Origin of the sequence: Streptomyces sp. NRRL F-5650, from assembly GCF_000721365.1 — a bacterium.
In the GTDB taxonomy this organism is placed as follows: domain Bacteria; phylum Actinomycetota; class Actinomycetes; order Streptomycetales; family Streptomycetaceae; genus Streptomyces; species Streptomyces ardesiacus.
Genome location: NZ_JOGV01000077.1, coordinates 1 through 15581 on the forward strand (window position 1 = coordinate 1; position 15581 = coordinate 15581).

The following is a 15581-nucleotide window of genomic DNA, read 5'->3' on the forward strand; positions in this document are numbered from 1 at the left end:
CACCCACACCCCCCTCCACCAACCCCGCCACACGCCCCGCACCCACCCGCAACGCCTCCACCGAACGCCCCGACACCACCACCGGCACCACACCCGGCAGTCCGGCAGGCTCCGCCCCGGCAGCTTCCGCCCCGGCCGGCGCGGGCTCCGCCACCGGAGCCTCCTGCGGCGCCTGCTCCAGCACCACGTGCGCGTTGGTGCCACTGATCCCGAAGGAGGAGACGGCGGCCCGCCTGGGACGGCCGGTCACCGGCCAGGGACGGTTCTCCGTCACCAGCTCCACCGCGCCCGAGGACCAGTCCACCGCCGGCGTCGGCTCGTCCACGTGCAACGTCCGCGGCACCACCCCGTGCCGCATCGGGCCTCGATCGGGTCCCCCAGCTTCGTGCCGGTGCCGTGGCCCTCGACGACGTCGACCTCGGCCGGGGACAGCCCCGCACCGGCCAGCGCCTGCCGGATCACCCGCTGCTGCGACGGACCGCTCGGCGCCGTCAGCCCGTCGGACATCACCGTGACGCCGCCCGCCAGGGCGATCTCGCACTCTCCGCCACGCAGGGCCTGCTCCGCGAGGTGGATCGCCACCAGCGAGGACGAACAGGCCGTGTCCAGCGTCATCGTCGGGCCCAGCAGGCCCAGCGCGTAGGAGATGCGGCCCGAGGCGACGCTGGTGGTGCCGCCGGTGAGGACGAAGCCCTCCAGGTCGGGCGTCTCGCCCGGACGGGGCATGTACTCCTGCGGGATCACGCCGACGAACACACCGGTGTCGCTGCCGCGCAGCGAGGCCGGGTCCAGGCGGGCGCTCTCCAGCGCCTCCCAGGAGGTCTCCAGCAGCAGCCGCTGCTGCGGGTCCATCGCCGCCGCCTCCCGGGGCGAGATCCCGAAGAACTCGGCGTCGAACCCGGTGGCGTCGGACAGGAACCCGCCCCGGGTGAGGTAGGTGGTGCCGGGGGTGGCGGGGTCGGGGTCGCTGAGCCGGTCGAGGTCCCAGCCGCGGTCGGCCGGGAAGTCGGTCAGGGCGTCCCGGCCGTCGAGGAGCAGCTCCCACAGGTCTTCGGGAGTACGGACGTCGCCCGGGAAGCGGCCGGCCATGCCGACGATCGCGATCGGCTCGCGTGCGACGGCCTCCGCGTCGCGCAGCTTCTGCTGCGCACGCTGCAGGTCGGTCGTGACACGCCTCAGGTACTCCCGAAGCTTCTGCTCGTTGGACATGGCGGGCAGCCCCCTTTCGTTCGTACGGCAGTCGCGTGGCCGGCCGGGATCACGCGGTGTCGAGTTCACCGTCGATGAAGTCGAAGAGTTCGTCGTCGGACGCGGTGCTCAGGTCCCGTTCCCCGTCCGCGTCGACGGACGGGACGAGACGGCGCAGCACCTCCTCCAGATGCCGGGTGAGCAGGCCGCGTTCGCCGTCCTCCAGGTCGGCGACGACCAGCCGGTCCAGTTCGGCCACGACCGACCGCACCGTCGTCTCCTCGGTCGGCACCAGCAGTTCGTCGAGGAACGCGGCGAGTTCGGCCGGTGTCGGGTGGTCGAAGACGACCGTGGGCGGCAGTTTCAGCTCGGTGGCGGCGCCGAGCCGGTTGCGCAGTTCCACCGCCGTGAGTGAGTCGAACCCGAGTTCCTTGAAGGCGCTCTCCTGGTCGACGGCCGTGGCCTCGCTGTGGCCGAGGACGAGTGCCGCGGACTCCTGGACGAGGTGCAGCAGTTCCTTGCGCCGCTGCCGCGCGGGCAGTTCCACCAGCCGGGCGGCCTGGGTCGCGGTGGTGCTCGCCGCCGCCACGGCCCGGCGCCGGGCCGGTGTGCCCGCGTCGAGCGCCGACAGCACGTCGGGCACGGGAGCGCCGCTGCGCCGCAGGCGTGCCACGTCGACCGGCACCGCCGTCGTCGTCGGGCGGTGCGTGCCGAGCGCGGCGTCGAACAGGGCGAGGCCCTGCTCGTCGGCGATGGCGTCCAGGCCCATGCGGGCCAGCCGTTCCCGGTCGGTGTCGCCGAGGTGGCCGGTCATCGCGCTGACCCGCTCCCACAGGCCCCACGCGATGGACAGGGCCGGCAGGCCCTCATCGCGCCGGTGCTCGGCGAGGCCGTCGAGGTAGGCGTTGGCCGCGGCGTATCCGCCCTGGCCCGCGTTGCCCAGGACACCCGCCGCCGAGGAGAAGAGCACGAACAGCGAGAGGTCCTGGTCCCGGGTCAGTTCGTGCAGGTACCACGCCGACCGCGCCTTGGTCCGCAGCACGGTGTCGAGGTCCTCCCGGGTCAGCGCCTCCAGCACCCCGTCGGACAGGGCTCCGGCCGCGTGCACCACCCCGGTCAGCGGCCGCGCGGCGTCGACCAGCGCGGCCAGGGCGGCGCGGTCGGTGACGTCGCACGCCTCGACCGACACCTCGGCGCCCAGGGCGCGCAGTTCCCCGGCCAGTTCGGCGGCGCCCTCGGCGGCCGGGCCGCCGCGACTGGCCAGCAGCAGCCGTCGTACGCCGTGCTCGGCGACCAGGTGCCGGGCCACGAGGCCGCCGAGCACCCCGGTCCCGCCGGTGATCAGCACCGTTCCCTCGGGGTCGAGGGGTGTGGGCACCGTCAGCACGATCTTGCCGATGTGCCGGGCCTGGCTGAGGTGTCGGAACGCCTCGGGCGCGCGGTGGACGCTGTACGTGGTGAGCGGCATCGGCCGCAGCGCGCCCTGGTCGAACAGGACGCGGATCTCCTCCAGCATCTCCCCGAGGCGGTCGAATCCGGCCTCCATCACGTCGAAGGCCCGGTAGCGCACCCCGGGGTGCCGCGCGGCGATCTCCTCGGGGTCGCGGATGTCGGTCTTGCCCATCTCGATGAAGCGCCCGCCGCGCGGCAGCAGGGCCAGCGACTCCTCGACGTGTTCGCGGGCCAGCGAGTTGAGCACCACGTCGACGCCCCGCCCGCCGGTGGCGTTCGCGAAGTGGGCCGCGTAGCCCAGGCTGCGGGAGTCGGCGAGGTGGTCGTCGTCGAAGCCCCACGCGCGCAGCACGTCCCGCTTTCCGGCGCTGGCGGTGCCGAACACCTCGGCCCCCCAGTGCCGGGCCAGTTGCAGGGCCGCGAAGCCCATGCCGCCGGTCGCGGCGTGCAGCAGCAGCGACTCGCCCGCCTTGAGCCCGCCGAGGTCGGCGAGGCCGTAGTACGCGGTCAGGTACACCACCGGAACACCGGCGGCCTGCGCGAACGACAGCCGCTCGGGCATCCGGACGACCAGCCTGCGGTCGGAGACGGTGACGGAGCCCAGACCGCCGGTGAACAGGCCCATCACCCGGTCGCCCGGGGCCAGTCCGACGACCTCGGAGCCGACGTCCAGCACGACTCCGGCGCCCTCGCCGAGGGAGGACCACTCGTCGGGCGCGACCATGCCGAGTTCCAGGAGCACCGCCTTGAAGTTCAGGCCGCCGGCGCGTACCGCGACCCGGACCTCGCCCGGTGCCAGGGGCCGCAGCACCTCGGGGCAGGCTTCGAGCGCCATGCCGTCGAGGTCGCCGCGGTAGGTGAGGGACAGCCGCCAGGGCTGGTCCGCCGGTGCCGTCAGCGCCGGGGACGCGGAGGCGCGGACCAGCCGCGGCACCGCGGCCGATCCGGCCCGGACCACCAGTTCGGGGTGGCCGGCGGCGATCGCGGCGGGCAGCACCTCGCGCGTGTCCGCGCGGTCGTCGGCGTCGATGTGGCGGATCCGGCCGGGGTGTTCGCTGCGCGCGGTGCGCAGCAGTCCGGCCACCGCGCGGTGCGGCAGTTCCTCCGCCCGGGTGAGCACGACGAGCGGGACGTCGGCCACGCTCGCGTCCGCGAGCCAGGAGCGCACGACGTCCAGCGTCCGGGCGACGACGTCCTCCAGCTCGCCGGTGGGGCAGCTCCACAGGGCGGCGCTCACCGCCTGCGGCGCGTCGGGGCGGTCCTGCCCGTCGGGCGCCAGCGTGACCCAGTCCGGCTCCCGGGGCGGCTCCGGCAGCTCGACCGGCAGCAGGTCCAGGCCGAAGAGCGCCGACAGGTCCGCACGGGGCCGTCCGAGCGCGCCCGCGTCCACGGGCCGCAGGGCCAGTGCTCCCACCGAGGCGACCGCCTGGCCGGAGTCGTCGGCCACCAGCACGGCGAGCGTGTCCGGACCGGCCGGGGACAGGCGTACCCGGACCGTCCTGGCGCCGGTGGCGTGCAGCCGTACGTCGGTCCAGCCGAAGGGTATGCGCAGGCCGTCGGGTCCGGTGAGACCGGCCGCGTGCAGCGAGGCGTCCAGCAGCGCCGGGTGCACTCCGAACCCGGAGACGTCCTGGCCCTCGGGCAGTTCGACCGAGGCGTAGAGCACGTCGCCGTCCTGCCAGGCGGCGCGTACGCCGCGGAAGGCGGGGCCGTAGGTGTAGCCGCGGTCGGCGAGGGACTCGTAGAACCCGTCCACCGGCAGGACGGTGGTGCCGGGCGGCGGCCACTCGGTCAGCGCGCCGGGCTCCTCCCCGGGCTCCCCGGTGCTCAGCAGGCCCTCGGCGTGCCGGGTCCACTCCTCCCGGCCGCTCGGGCTGGTGTGCACGCTCACCGGACGTCCCTCGGCGGTGGCCGGGGCGATCACGATCTGGAGGTCGAGGTCGCCGTCGAGGGTGACCGGGGCCTGCATGGTCAGCTCGGCGAGCCCGCCGCAGCCGACCTGGTCGCCGGCGTACAGGGCGAGTTCGACCAGCGCGGTGCCGGGCAGGATCACCGACCGGCCGATCCCGTGGTCGGACAGCCAGGGCTGTGCCGTACGGGAGAGACGGCCGGTGAGCACGAGCGTGTCCGCGTCCGCCGTGCGCACCATCGCGCCGAGCAGCGGGTGGTCCGCGGCGCGCAGGCCGAGGGAGGCGGCGTCCCCGGCCGGTGCGGGTTCCTGGAGCCAGTAGCGGCGGCGCTGGAACGGGTAGGTGGGCAGGTCCGCCATGGCGGGCTCGATCCGCCAGTCGACGTCGACGCCGGCCACGAACGCCTTGGCCAGTGCGACGTCGCGGCGCTCCGGACCGCCGTCGTCGCGGCGCAGCGACTCCAGGACGACGACGTCCGTCTCCGCCTCCTCGGCCGTCGCGGCGATCGCGGTCGTGAGCACGGGGTGTGCGCTGACCTCGACGAACGTGCGGTGGCCCTGGTCGATCAGGCTGCGGGTGCCGTCGGCGAAGGCGACGGTTCGGCGCAGGTTGCGGACCCAGTACTCGGCGTCCAGTTCGGGACCGGCCATCAGCTCGTTCGTGACCGTCGAGTGGAAGGGGACCGTGGCGGGGCGCGGCCGGATCCCGGCCAGTGCCGTGGTGATCTCCTCCCGCAGGGCCTCGACGTGCGCCGAGTGCGAGGCGTAGTCCACCGGGATGAGGCGGGCGCGGATCCCGTCCGCCTCGCAGGTCGCCACGAGGTCGGCCAGGTCGGCGGGCGTGCCCGAGACGACCGTGCTGCCGGGCCCGTTGACCGCGGCGATCTCCACCGCGCCGTCGTAGCGCTCGATCCGCGCTCCGGTGCCGGCCGCGGAGAGCTGGACGGAGGCCATGCCCCCGGTCCCGGCGAGCCGTGTGATGGCCTTGCTGCGCAGGGCGACGACGGCCGCGGAGTCCGCCAGGGACAGCGCGCCGGCGACGTACGCGGCGGCGATCTCGCCCTGGGAGTGGCCGAGCACCGCGTCGGGGGTCACGCCGTGGTGCTGCCACAGCGCGGCGACCGAGATCATGACGGCCCACAGGGCGGGCTGGACGACGTCCACCCGCTCCAGCGGACCGGCGAGTTCGTCCAGGAGGTTCCAGTCGACGTGCGGGGCGAGGGCCTCGGCGCAGGCGTCGAGCTGGGCGCGGAAGACGTCCGAGTCGCGGTACAGGCCGAGGGCCATGCCGGACCACTGCGAGCCCTGGCCGGGGAAGACGAACACCGTCCTGCCGCGCGGGCGTGCGACGCCGGTCGTCACCTGGGGGGCGGGCCGGCCGTCGGCGAGCGCGAGCAGTCCGGCCAGCGGGTCGTCGCCGGTCACCGCGGCGCGGTGGGACAGCTTGGGCGCACGGGTGGCGAGCGCCGCGGCCACGGGGGCCTCGGGGTGCGCGCTCAGGTGGGCGTGCACCTGCCGCGCCCGGGCGGCGAGCGCCTCCGGGGAGGCGGCGGACAGCAGCAGGGGCATGCCGTGCGCGGCCGGTGCGGCGGGGGTCCGCGCGGCCTCCTCGGTCTGCGGCGCCTCCTCGATGATCACGTGTGCGTTGGTGCCGCTGATCCCGAAGGCGGAGACCGCGCCGCGCCGCGGGCGGCCGGTCCGGGGCCACTCCCGCGCCTCGGTCAGCAGTTCCACCGCGCCCGACTCCCAGTCCACCGCGGGTGTCGGCTCCTCGGCGTGCAGCGTCTTGGGCAGCAGGCCGTGCCGGAGGGCCATCACCATCTTGATGACGCCACCGGCCCCGGCGGCGGCCTGGGTGTGACCGATGTTGGACTTCAGCGAGCCCAGCCACAGGGGCTGGTCCGCGGGCCGCTCCCGGCCGTAGGTCGCGAGCAGCGCCTGCGCCTCGATCGGGTCGCCGAGGCGGGTGCCGGTGCCGTGCGCGTCGACGACGTCCACCTCGGTCGGCGCGAGTCCGGCGTCGGCCAGGGCGCGGCGGATGACGCGCTGCTGGGCGGGGCCGTTGGGCGCGGTGAGGCCGTTGGAGGCGCCGTCGGAGTTCACCGCGCTGCCGCGGATCACGGCGAGCACCGGGTGCCCGAGCCGCTGGGCGTCGGTGAGCCGCTCCAGCACCACCATGCCGGCGCCCTCGGCCCAGCCGGTGCCGTCCGCCTCGGCGGAGAACGCCTTGCAGCGGCCGTCGGCGGCGAGCCCGCGCTGGCGGGAGAACTCGATGAAGGTGTCCAGGGTGGGCATCACGGCCGCGCCGCCGGCCAGCGCCATCGAGCACTCCCCCAGCCGCAGCGCCCGGCTCGCCAGGTGCATCGTGACCAGGGACGAGGAGCACGCCGTGTCGACGGTGAGGGCGGGGCCCTCCAGGCCGAGCAGGTACGCGATCCGGCCGGAGGCGACGCTGGCCGCGCTGCCGGTTCCGCCGAACCCGTCGCCGCCCTGCCCGGACTCCTCGGCGCCGACGCCGTAGCGCTGGCCGCCGTGGCCCATCAGGCCGACGAACACCCCGGTCTCGCTGCCCCGCAGCGACTGCGGGTCCAGCCCGGTGCGCTCCAGCGCCTCCCAGGAGGTCTCCAGCAGCAGTCGCTGCTGGGGGTCCATCGCCAGCGCCTCGCGCGGCGAGATGCCGAAGAACTCGGCGTCGAACTCGGCCGCGTCGTGGAGGAATCCGCCGCCGCGGGCGTAGAAGGTGCCGGGCACGCCGGGGTTGGGGTCGTACCGGCCCTCGACGTCCCAGCCGCGGTCGGTGGGAAAGGCTCCCACCGCGTCCCGGCCTTCGGCCACCAGGTCCCACAGCCCTTCGGGCGACACGACGCCTCCCGGGAACCGGCACGCCATGGCGACGACCGCGATCGGCTCGCTCGCCGCGCGTTCCAGCTCCTGCAGCCGCTCGCGCGTGTCCTGCAGCTCACCCACGGCCTGCTTGAGGTAGTTACGTAGCCTGCCCTCGTTCTCCATCGTCTCGTCACTCCTCGGGCCGAGTACTGAACTTGGCCAGTTAAGCGTTCCTGGGTGGTGGGGAGCCGGGTCCACGAACCCCAGACCGGGCGGTGAATCTGGCTCCTCGGACCAATGGACGGGTCGGACGTCAACCGGCGGCTTGGCACAGGCTCGGCAGGCCGTGCTGCTGTGCGGTGTCGGAGAGCGGCTCCGGGGGGACCGGGTCGAGGGTCATCCGGCTGGCGTGCGACTGTCCCGCCCCCCAGCCGGGGCGCCGGCGGAACAGCTCCGGCCGGGCCGCGGCGACCACCAGCAACGGGATCGGGCCGGGCGGGTCCAGCAGGTCCTCGACCATCTGGAGCACCGCGTTGTCGGCCAGGTGCAGGTCGTCGGCGAACAGCACGACCGGCAGGTGCGCGGCGAGTTGGGCCACGCGTCGCGCGGTCATCGGAGCACCGGGTTCCAGGCGCACGGTCACCGCGTTCTCCACCCGGCGTTCGAACTCCGCCAGGAGGCTCGACTTGCCGACGCCGGGTGCGCTCTGCACCACGACCAGGTGGGGCCGCGAGCGTCGGCGCACCCGCTCCAACAGGCTGCTGAGGACGCCTAGTTCGGGGTCCCGGTCGTGGGGTTCCGGCCGGACGAACGGCACGGACACCCGCCCCTGAGCGGTCCACCGTGGCCGGAAACCGACCTCGCGGGCGTACCGGACGGTGGCGGCGGTCAGCTCCCTGGTGCGGTCGCACACCACGATCTGCGCGTCGTCGGCGATCTGGAGCAGGGACTCGCAGGCGACGAGCTGGGCCCCGGCGACCGGCGGCCGGGCGCGCGGCGCGTCGCCCGCGGGGACCGGGGCCTCGCACGTCGAAACCGCCATCCGCCACTGGAGCCGCTCGCCGCCCGGTACGTCGAGGGGGATCCGTTCGCGCAGCGCCAGCGCCGCGGACATCGCCCGTTCCGCGGCCCGGCCCGCCTCGCCGTGCCGGGCCGCGGAGGACCGGAACAGGGCCAGCATGACCGAGCCGGTCGATCCGGCGATCACGCCGTCGAACCGCTCCACCTGTTCGCGCACGATCGCCGCCGTGCGCTCCAGGGCCTCGCCCACGTCGCCGTACCGGCCGGTGGCGCCGAAGCCGACGCGTACCAGGAGGGCACTGACGCTGCTCCGTTCGCCGCCCGCGTCGGAGTCGGGGGACGTACGGACCATCTGGACCGGCCGGAGCACCGGACGCCCGTGCCCCGGTTCCGTCCGCCCCCCGGCCCTGGGCCCGGCTTCGGTCCCGGGCGCGGGCGCGGGCGCGGGCGCGGGCGCGTAGGACGGTGCCTGCCGCCCGGGTCCGGTGGGGGCCGCGAGGGAGGGGTCGTGCACCAGGAGCGCGTGCTGCAACTGGCGCAGCTCACGCCCGGGTTCCAGCCCGAGCTGCTCGGCCAGCCGTATCCGGAGCCGCTGGTAGGCCGCGAGCGCGTCGGTCTGCCGGCCGCTGCGGTACAGCGCGAGCATGAGCTGGTGCACGGCCCGCTCGCGCAGCGGCTCGGCCTCGGTCAGGGCCTCCAGCGGACCGAGGACGGCGTGGTGGCGGCCGTTGGCCAGTTGGGCCTCGTAGTAGTCCTCCATGGCGACCAGCCGGGCGTTCTGCAGCGCGGTCAGCTCCGCCCAGGAGTGCCCGGCCTCCACGAGGTCGGCCAGGGGCCGGCCGCGCCAGAGCGCGAGCGCCTCCCGCAGGGCCGCCGCCGCGGCGGCGGGCCGGCCGGCCGCCAGCTCCGCGCGCCCGGCCTGCGCCCTGCGGTGGAAGCGGAACATGTCGACCTGCTCCGGGTCGACCTGCAACTGGTAGCCGTGGGTGCACGTCAGCAGGGCCGGCGGGCGCGCGTCGCCGCGCTGGTGTCCGGCGAAGGTGACGCGCAGGGCCCGCACCGCGTTCTGCAGTATCTTGCGCGCCGTGGCCGGGGCCTCGGCGGCGCCCCACAGCCCTTCGAGCAGCTTGCTGGTCGCCACCTCCCGGTTGGCGTTGAGCAGCAGCAGTCCGAGCGTGGCACGCCGGCGGTCGCCGCCGAGCGCGATCTGTTTCTCGCCGTCCATCAGGCGCAGTGGGCCCAGAACCAGGAACTCCAAGACATCCCCCGTAGTCTGTCCGTGTTCGGCTTCTGTCGAACGAAGGTCTTCGCCTACGACCACTGGGCCTCTCGCCCGCCGGCGAACGGTTCGGGCGCGATGACGGTCATGGTCGTCGGAGGGTCCTGCCGGGCCGCCTCCAGGTGGAGGCACTCGGTGCCCTCGGCCGGCGAGAACGCGGCGAGGCAGTCGCACTGCGCGGTGGTGAACCCCGCGAAGCGGTAGGCGACTTCCATCATCCGGTTGCGCTCGGTGCGCCTGAAGTCGGCGACGAGGTGCACCCCGGCGCGTGCGGCGGCGTCGGTCAGCCAGCGCAGCAGCACGGCTCCGGCGCCGAACGAGACGACCCGGCAGGACGTCGCCAGCAGCTTGATGCGCCAGGCTCCCGGTGCCTTCTCCAGCAGCATGACCCCGACCGCGCCGTGCGGTCCGAAACGGTCGGCCATCGAGACGACGAGCACCTCGTGCCGCGCGTCGGACAGCAGGGCCCGCAGCGCGGCGTCCGAGTAGTGCACGCCGGTCGCGTTCATCTGGCTGGTGCGCAGGGTCAGTTCCTCGACCCGGGTGATCTCCTCGTCCCGGGCCTTGCCGATCCGCATCACCAGGTCGAGCGAGCGCAGGAAGTCCTCGTCGGCGCCCCGGTGGCTCTCCCGTTCCCGGTCCCGCTCGAAGCCCGCCTGGTACATCTGGCGGCGCCGGGCCGCGTCGACGGTGACCACCGCCGGGCTGAACTCGGGCAGGCCGAGCAGCGCGCCGGCCTGTTCGGCCGGGTAGCACCGCACGTCGGGCAGGTGGTAGGTGACTTCGGCGCGCTCGGTCGGCAGGTCGTCGATGAACGCGATGGTCTTCAGCGAGAAGTTCAGCCGCTCGGCGATGCTGCGCACCGAGTCGGACTTCGGCCCCCAGCCGATGTGGGGCAGGACGAAGTACTCGGCCAGCCCCAGCTCCTCCAGGCGGGCCCACGCCTCGTCGTGGTCGTTGCGGCTCGAGACCGACTGGAGCACGCCGCGCGCGTCCAGCTCCATGACGACCTTGCGGATCGTGTCGTCGACCTCGACGACCCCGTCCTCGACCAGGGTGCCCTTCCACAGGGTGTTGTCGAGGTCCCAGACCAGGCACTTCACGATCGGTGGCGCTTCGGACATGTCTCAACCTCCTCCGTCGGACCGCTCAGCCCGCCGTCGCGGCCGCGTGGTCGGCGAGTATCAGCCGGCAGACCTCGTTGCTGCCCTCGATGATTTCCATCAGCTTCGCGTCCCGGAACGCCCGTTCGACCACGTGGCCGCCCGACGCCCCCGCGGAGGCGAGTACTTGTACGGCCAGGGCCGCGCAGCGGGCCGCGTTGCCCGCGGCGACGTGCTTGGCCAGGACCGACTGCGTCACCTGGTCCGGCGAGCCGTCGTCCCAGCTCCGGCTCGCCTGCTCGCAGGTGAGCGTCGCCGTGCGTTCCGCGGCGTACAGCTCGGCCAGGTGCCCGGCGACGAGCTGGTGCCGGATCAGGGGCTTGCCGAACTGCTCGCGCTCGACTGCGTGCCGGGCGACGGCCGCGAGGCAGGCCCTGAGGATGCCGACGCAGCCCCACGCCACCGACAGGCGGCCGTAGGTCAGCGCGATGGTGGTCAGCATGACGATCGGCTGTCCGGCCACCGCGAGCAGGTGCTCGGCGGGCAGCCGTACGTCGTCGAGGACCACGGTCGCGTGTCCGGCGGCACGGCAGCCGAGCGGTTCGGCCACCCGCGTCACCCGCACCCCGGGCGCCGAGGACGGGACCACGGCGACGGCGCCGCCGCCTTGGTGGCGCCCGAACACGAGGATCCAGTCGGCGTAGTGGGCGACCGTGATCCACGTCTTGGTGCCGTTGACGACGATCTCGTCGCCCTCGCGCCGGATCTCGGTGGCCATCGCGGCCAGGTCGCTGCCGGCGCCCGGCTCGCTGAAGGCCACCGCGGCCAGGTCCCCGCCGGTGAGCCGGCCGATGTACCGCGCCCGCTGCTCCTTGTCGCCGAACCGCCGGACGGTGTGGGCGGCCATGCCCTGCGAGGTCATCACGCTGCGCAGCGAGCTGCACAGCGCGCCGGTGTGCGCGGTCAGCGCCGCGTTGTCCAGGCCGGACAGTCCGAGACCGCCGAACTCCTGGGGCGCCTCGGCACACAGCACGCCCTTGGCGCCGAGGCCCCTGAGGACCTCGACCGGGATCTCGCCCGACACGTCCCACTCGCCCGCCGCGTCGCCGACCGTCTCGGTCACCAACGCGCTCAGTGCCTCAGGCACCGTCGCCCCCACCACGCAGCCGCGTCACCAGCGCGGTCACGGACTTCACGGTGCGGAAGTTGTCGATGGCGAGGTCGGGGCCCTCCACCGCGATGCCGAAGGCTCCCTCCACGAACACCACCAGCTCCATCGCGAACAGGGAGGTGACGGCGCCGGAGGCGAACAGGTCGACGTCCGGCTCCCAGGTCCTCTTGGTCTTCGTCTCCAGGAACTCTCCGATGCGCTGCTCGATGGCGTCGGCCGTCAGCTCGGTTGTCGAGTCCGTCATGAGAAATCCCTTTCCACTGCGCCTAGTTCTTGCGTGCCAGGGTGATTCCGTCGGCCATGACCAGCATGGAGAGCTCCACCCGGTGGTCGACGTGGAGTGCGGCGTTCAGCTCGCGGATGGCTTCCGTGTCGGCGTCGTGCGCCTCGGGATCGGCGACGCGTCCGAAGTAGAGGGTGTTGTCGAGCACGATCAGGCCGCCGGGCCGCAGATGCGTGAGCGCCTGCTCGTAGTAGCCGGCGTAGCCGGTCTTGTCGGCGTCGATGAAGACCAGGTCGAAGGTCTCCGGCCCGCGGTCGGCGAGCAGGTCCCGCATGGTCTCGGCGCCGTCGCCGAGCCGCAGCTCGATCCGGTCCGACACCCCGGCCCGCTCCCAGTAGCGGCGGGCGACCCTGGTCCAGCGCTCGCTGATGTCGCAGGTGACGATCTGTCCGCCGGGCGGCAGGGCCCGGGCCATGCACAGTGTGCTGTAGCCGGTGAACGTGCCGACCTCCAGCACCCGTTCGGCTCCGGTCAGCCCCACCAGCAGGGCGAGCAGCTGTCCCTCCTCGGGCATGGTCACCATGGCGTTCAGCGCGGGCATGAAGGCCGTCTCGGCGACGAGGTCGCGCAGGATCTCGTCGTCGCGCAGCGACACGGAGCGCACGTAGTCGAGGACGCGCTCGTCCAGTTCCACCTGGCCGGCCATCAGGCCACCTCGTAGTGGTAGAAGCCGCGCCCGGTCTTGCGGCCGTAGTGGCCCTCGGCGACCTTGCGCAGGAGCACCTCGCTGGGGCGGCAGGACTCGTCGCCGGTGCGCTCGTGCAGCACCCGCAGGGAGTCGACAAGGTTGTCAATGCCGATGAGGTCCGCGGTGCGCAGCGGGCCCGTGGGGTGGCCGAGACAGCCTTCCATCAGGGCGTCCACGTCCTCGACGGTCGCCCGGCCCTCCCCCACGACGTTCGCGGCGTCGTTGATCATCCGGTGCAGCACCCGGCTGGTGACGAAGCCGGGTCCGTCGCCGACGACGATCCCCCTGCGGTCCAGGGTGGACAGGAGGTCCTGGACGGCCGCCATCGCCCGCTCCCCGGTCCGCGGTCCGCGGACCACCTCGAGCGTGCCGATGAGGTAGGGCGGGTTCATGAAGTGGATTCCGGCCAGGTCCTCGGGGGCGGGCACCTCGCCGGCCAGCTCGTCGACCGGGATGGAGGAGGTGTTGGTGACCCGCAGGGTCCCCGGGGCGACCGCGGCGGCGATCTCCTGGTGCACCTTGGCCTTCAGCTCGGCCACCTCGGTGATCGCCTCGATCACCCAGGTGGCGCCGGCGGCGGCCGTCGCCGTGTCGGCCAGTTCCAGTTCCCCGACCGGTCCGGTCCGCGGCAGGGCCCCGACCATGTGGGCGAGCCTCAGCTCGTTCCGTATCCGGGCGCGTGCGGTGCCCAGCCGCTCCTGGTCCACGTCGACGAGCAGGACCGGAACCCCCCGCCCCAGGGCGAGGGTCGCGATGCCGATGCCCATGACACCGGCGCCGAAGACCGCGAGCCGCGGCGTGCCCCCGTGCGCGCTCACCGGTCCGTCACTTCCGTCCGGCCGCCGGCATGAACGACAGATCCACTCATCACAACCCCACCTCTGCAGTGACAGGCTTTCGGGAGGAAACATCCGCGCACGGCAATTCCGACTGCGGACGCAGGCGAACAGGGAGAAGCAGACGTCGGTCCGCCGGAGATCCGCCACGGAACCGACCGGATGTCATCCTCGTCGATGACTTGAACGCGACCCGACCTCAGTAGTTAAACGTTCATGAATTTACGGGAGCTGGCACCGCACCCGTGGATCGCGCGACCAACACATCTCTGCATGTCCCCCGTTGTTCGACGCAAAATCTAGTTGAACTCCGCCAACAGGGTATGAGTCTGGGCCACAAGACGAGCGGACTCCACCCCGTAACCGCTCATCAAGTTGCACTTCCACTTCATGAACCTTCCCCGACCCATACTCGCCGCAGGATCGGGGAAGGTTGGCAGGGGGGAACGGACACTCAGTGTGTCCTGGGAACGCGGGCATCGGTGCCGCGTGGGGCGCGGTGGCCGGCCGGGCTACACGTCGCCGTCGAGATTGGCTTCCTTGACCAGATAGCCGAACTGGAAACGACTCGCCGCGCCGAACATCTGCATGACCTGACCGATGTGCTTGCGACAGGTCCGGACGGAGACACCGAGGCGGCGGGCGATCGCCTCGTCCTTGGCACCGGAGATCAGCATTTTGACAATCTCCTTCTTCATGTCGTCGCTGATCACGTCGATTTCGGCACGTCGGGTGTCGAACTCCTTGGCCGTCGCCCAGACGTGCTCGAAACAGGAGTGCAGGAAGTCGACGATCGAGCGCTCCTGCACGACCACGGCGCCGTCCCCGCCGCCCTCCTCCGCCTCGCCCTCGACGGTCCCCGCCGGTATGTAGGCCGCGGAACGGTCGAAGATGGTGATGTCGCCGAACAGCGCCCCCGCGGTGCGCACCTCGGCACCGGAGTCGATCAGGAAGGCCGCGTGCTCACGGGTCTCCGCGTCGAACCGCGCCGCGTGCTGATAGAGGACGCGCATGCGCACCCCCCGGTCGAGCATCTGCAGGGTCCACTCCCGTACCTCGGCCAGCCTTTCCGCCGTACACGCGCTGCCGGGCTGCATGCAGACGACTTCCTTGGCCGTGTTCGCCGCCACCTCGGACAGCATCATCCGGACGGCGTCGGGCGACTTCACAATGCCGGAAGAACTGGTGTAGTCACCACCGAACTTGCTCGACCGGAACAGCACAGAAAGCCGCTCCATTTCGTTCTGCAGGCGGCTCACCGCCCTTTTGCGTTCGAGCAGTTCCAGCTCTCCCCTGGTGAGGACCTGGGAGGAGGCCAGAGCCGGGTCGGCCGGGACGAACGCGCCCTCTCCGCCACTGCACGGCCGGACGAGCTGGAACTCCAGGAGCGCCTCGATTATTCGCCCCCCTTCTTCCGGCGTGAATTCCAGTTCGCGCACGATGTCGTCCGCGGAAAACCCCTCCGCGCCTTTGCCTAAGCCCCATTCATAGACTTCGAAAACCCCGGGAACCGGATTGGAGATCAAAGGTGCTCCAGAATTCGTCAGGAATTTCTTCCATTTTCCTCATTACGAGACCCTACCCGACCACCGCCGGATCTACCATCGCGCCAATATGCGACATACCCCACTCGGGCACCGGAAGCGATTCATCGTGATTCGCAGAGAAAAGACCGGCTTCGCGAGAAATGACACGCATGCAACGGTAAAAGAGAAAATGGGCCGCTTAGAGCTCGTAACACGATCTTGTTGAGTGTGCTGGTCGGGCGTGACCGGTGTGACGATTCGGCCGTTCGTGAGGGTGTGAGTGTTCGGCCGTGGATCGTG

The 15581-nt window shown here is 72.7% G+C and carries 8 protein-coding genes and 1 pseudogene; all 9 read right to left on the reverse strand.

What is annotated here, in order from left to right:
* A pseudogene (locus IG88_RS39585) lies at positions 1-1209 on the reverse strand (beta-ketoacyl synthase N-terminal-like domain-containing protein); the annotation flags it as partial.
* Positions 1210-1258: 49 nt separating this feature from the next.
* Positions 1259-7558 carry a type I polyketide synthase gene (locus IG88_RS0136480; protein WP_037837470.1) on the reverse strand — a complete coding sequence of 2100 codons (6300 nt, stop codon included), beginning with the start codon at positions 7556-7558 and terminating at the stop codon, positions 1259-1261.
* Positions 7559-7688: 130 nt separating this feature from the next.
* Positions 7689-9653 carry a BTAD domain-containing putative transcriptional regulator gene (locus tag IG88_RS0136485; RefSeq protein ID WP_051852207.1) on the reverse strand — a complete coding sequence of 655 codons (1965 nt, stop codon included), beginning with the start codon at positions 9651-9653 and terminating at the stop codon, positions 7689-7691.
* Between the two features lie 53 nt (positions 9654-9706).
* Positions 9707-10798 carry an HAD-IIIC family phosphatase gene (locus IG88_RS0136490; RefSeq protein WP_031050764.1) on the reverse strand — a complete coding sequence of 364 codons (1092 nt, stop codon included), beginning with the start codon at positions 10796-10798 and terminating at the stop codon, positions 9707-9709.
* 25 nt (positions 10799-10823) lie between these two features.
* Positions 10824-11936, reverse strand: a complete 1113-nt coding sequence (locus tag IG88_RS0136495; protein ID WP_031050768.1) for an acyl-CoA dehydrogenase family protein — start codon at positions 11934-11936, stop codon at positions 10824-10826.
* Positions 11917-12192, reverse strand: coding sequence for an acyl carrier protein (locus tag IG88_RS0136500; protein WP_031050771.1), 276 nt, complete (start codon positions 12190-12192; stop codon positions 11917-11919). Before IG88_RS0136500 ends, IG88_RS0136495 begins: the two co-directional genes overlap by 20 nt.
* A gap of 22 nt (positions 12193-12214) precedes the next feature.
* Entirely contained in the window at positions 12215-12877 is a 663-nt protein-coding gene (locus tag IG88_RS0136505) for an O-methyltransferase (RefSeq protein ID WP_031050776.1), read from the reverse strand.
* The gene (locus IG88_RS0136510) at positions 12877-13737 is read right to left on the reverse strand and encodes a 3-hydroxyacyl-CoA dehydrogenase family protein (protein ID WP_031050779.1); all 861 of its coding nucleotides are present in this window, start codon (positions 13735-13737) and stop codon (positions 12877-12879) included. Before IG88_RS0136510 ends, IG88_RS0136505 begins: the two co-directional genes overlap by 1 nt.
* A gap of 530 nt (positions 13738-14267) precedes the next feature.
* Positions 14268-15281 carry a helix-turn-helix transcriptional regulator gene (locus IG88_RS0136515; protein ID WP_158854200.1) on the reverse strand — a complete coding sequence of 338 codons (1014 nt, stop codon included), beginning with the start codon at positions 15279-15281 and terminating at the stop codon, positions 14268-14270.
* Between the last annotated feature and the right edge of the window lie 300 nt (positions 15282-15581).

Bases quoted from the DNA above. Each gene is read 5' to 3' on its own strand.
- IG88_RS0136480 (WP_037837470.1), bottom strand. From the start codon at position 7,558: ATGGAGAACGAGGGCAGGCTACGTAACTACCTCAAGCAGGCCGTGGGT.
- IG88_RS0136490 (WP_031050764.1), bottom strand. From the start codon at position 10,798: ATGTCCGAAGCGCCACCGATCGTGAAGTGCCTGGTCTGGGACCTCGAC.
- IG88_RS0136500 (WP_031050771.1), bottom strand. From the start codon at position 12,192: ATGACGGACTCGACAACCGAGCTGACGGCCGACGCCATCGAGCAGCGC.
- IG88_RS0136505 (WP_031050776.1), bottom strand. From the start codon at position 12,877: ATGGCCGGCCAGGTGGAACTGGACGAGCGCGTCCTCGACTACGTGCGC.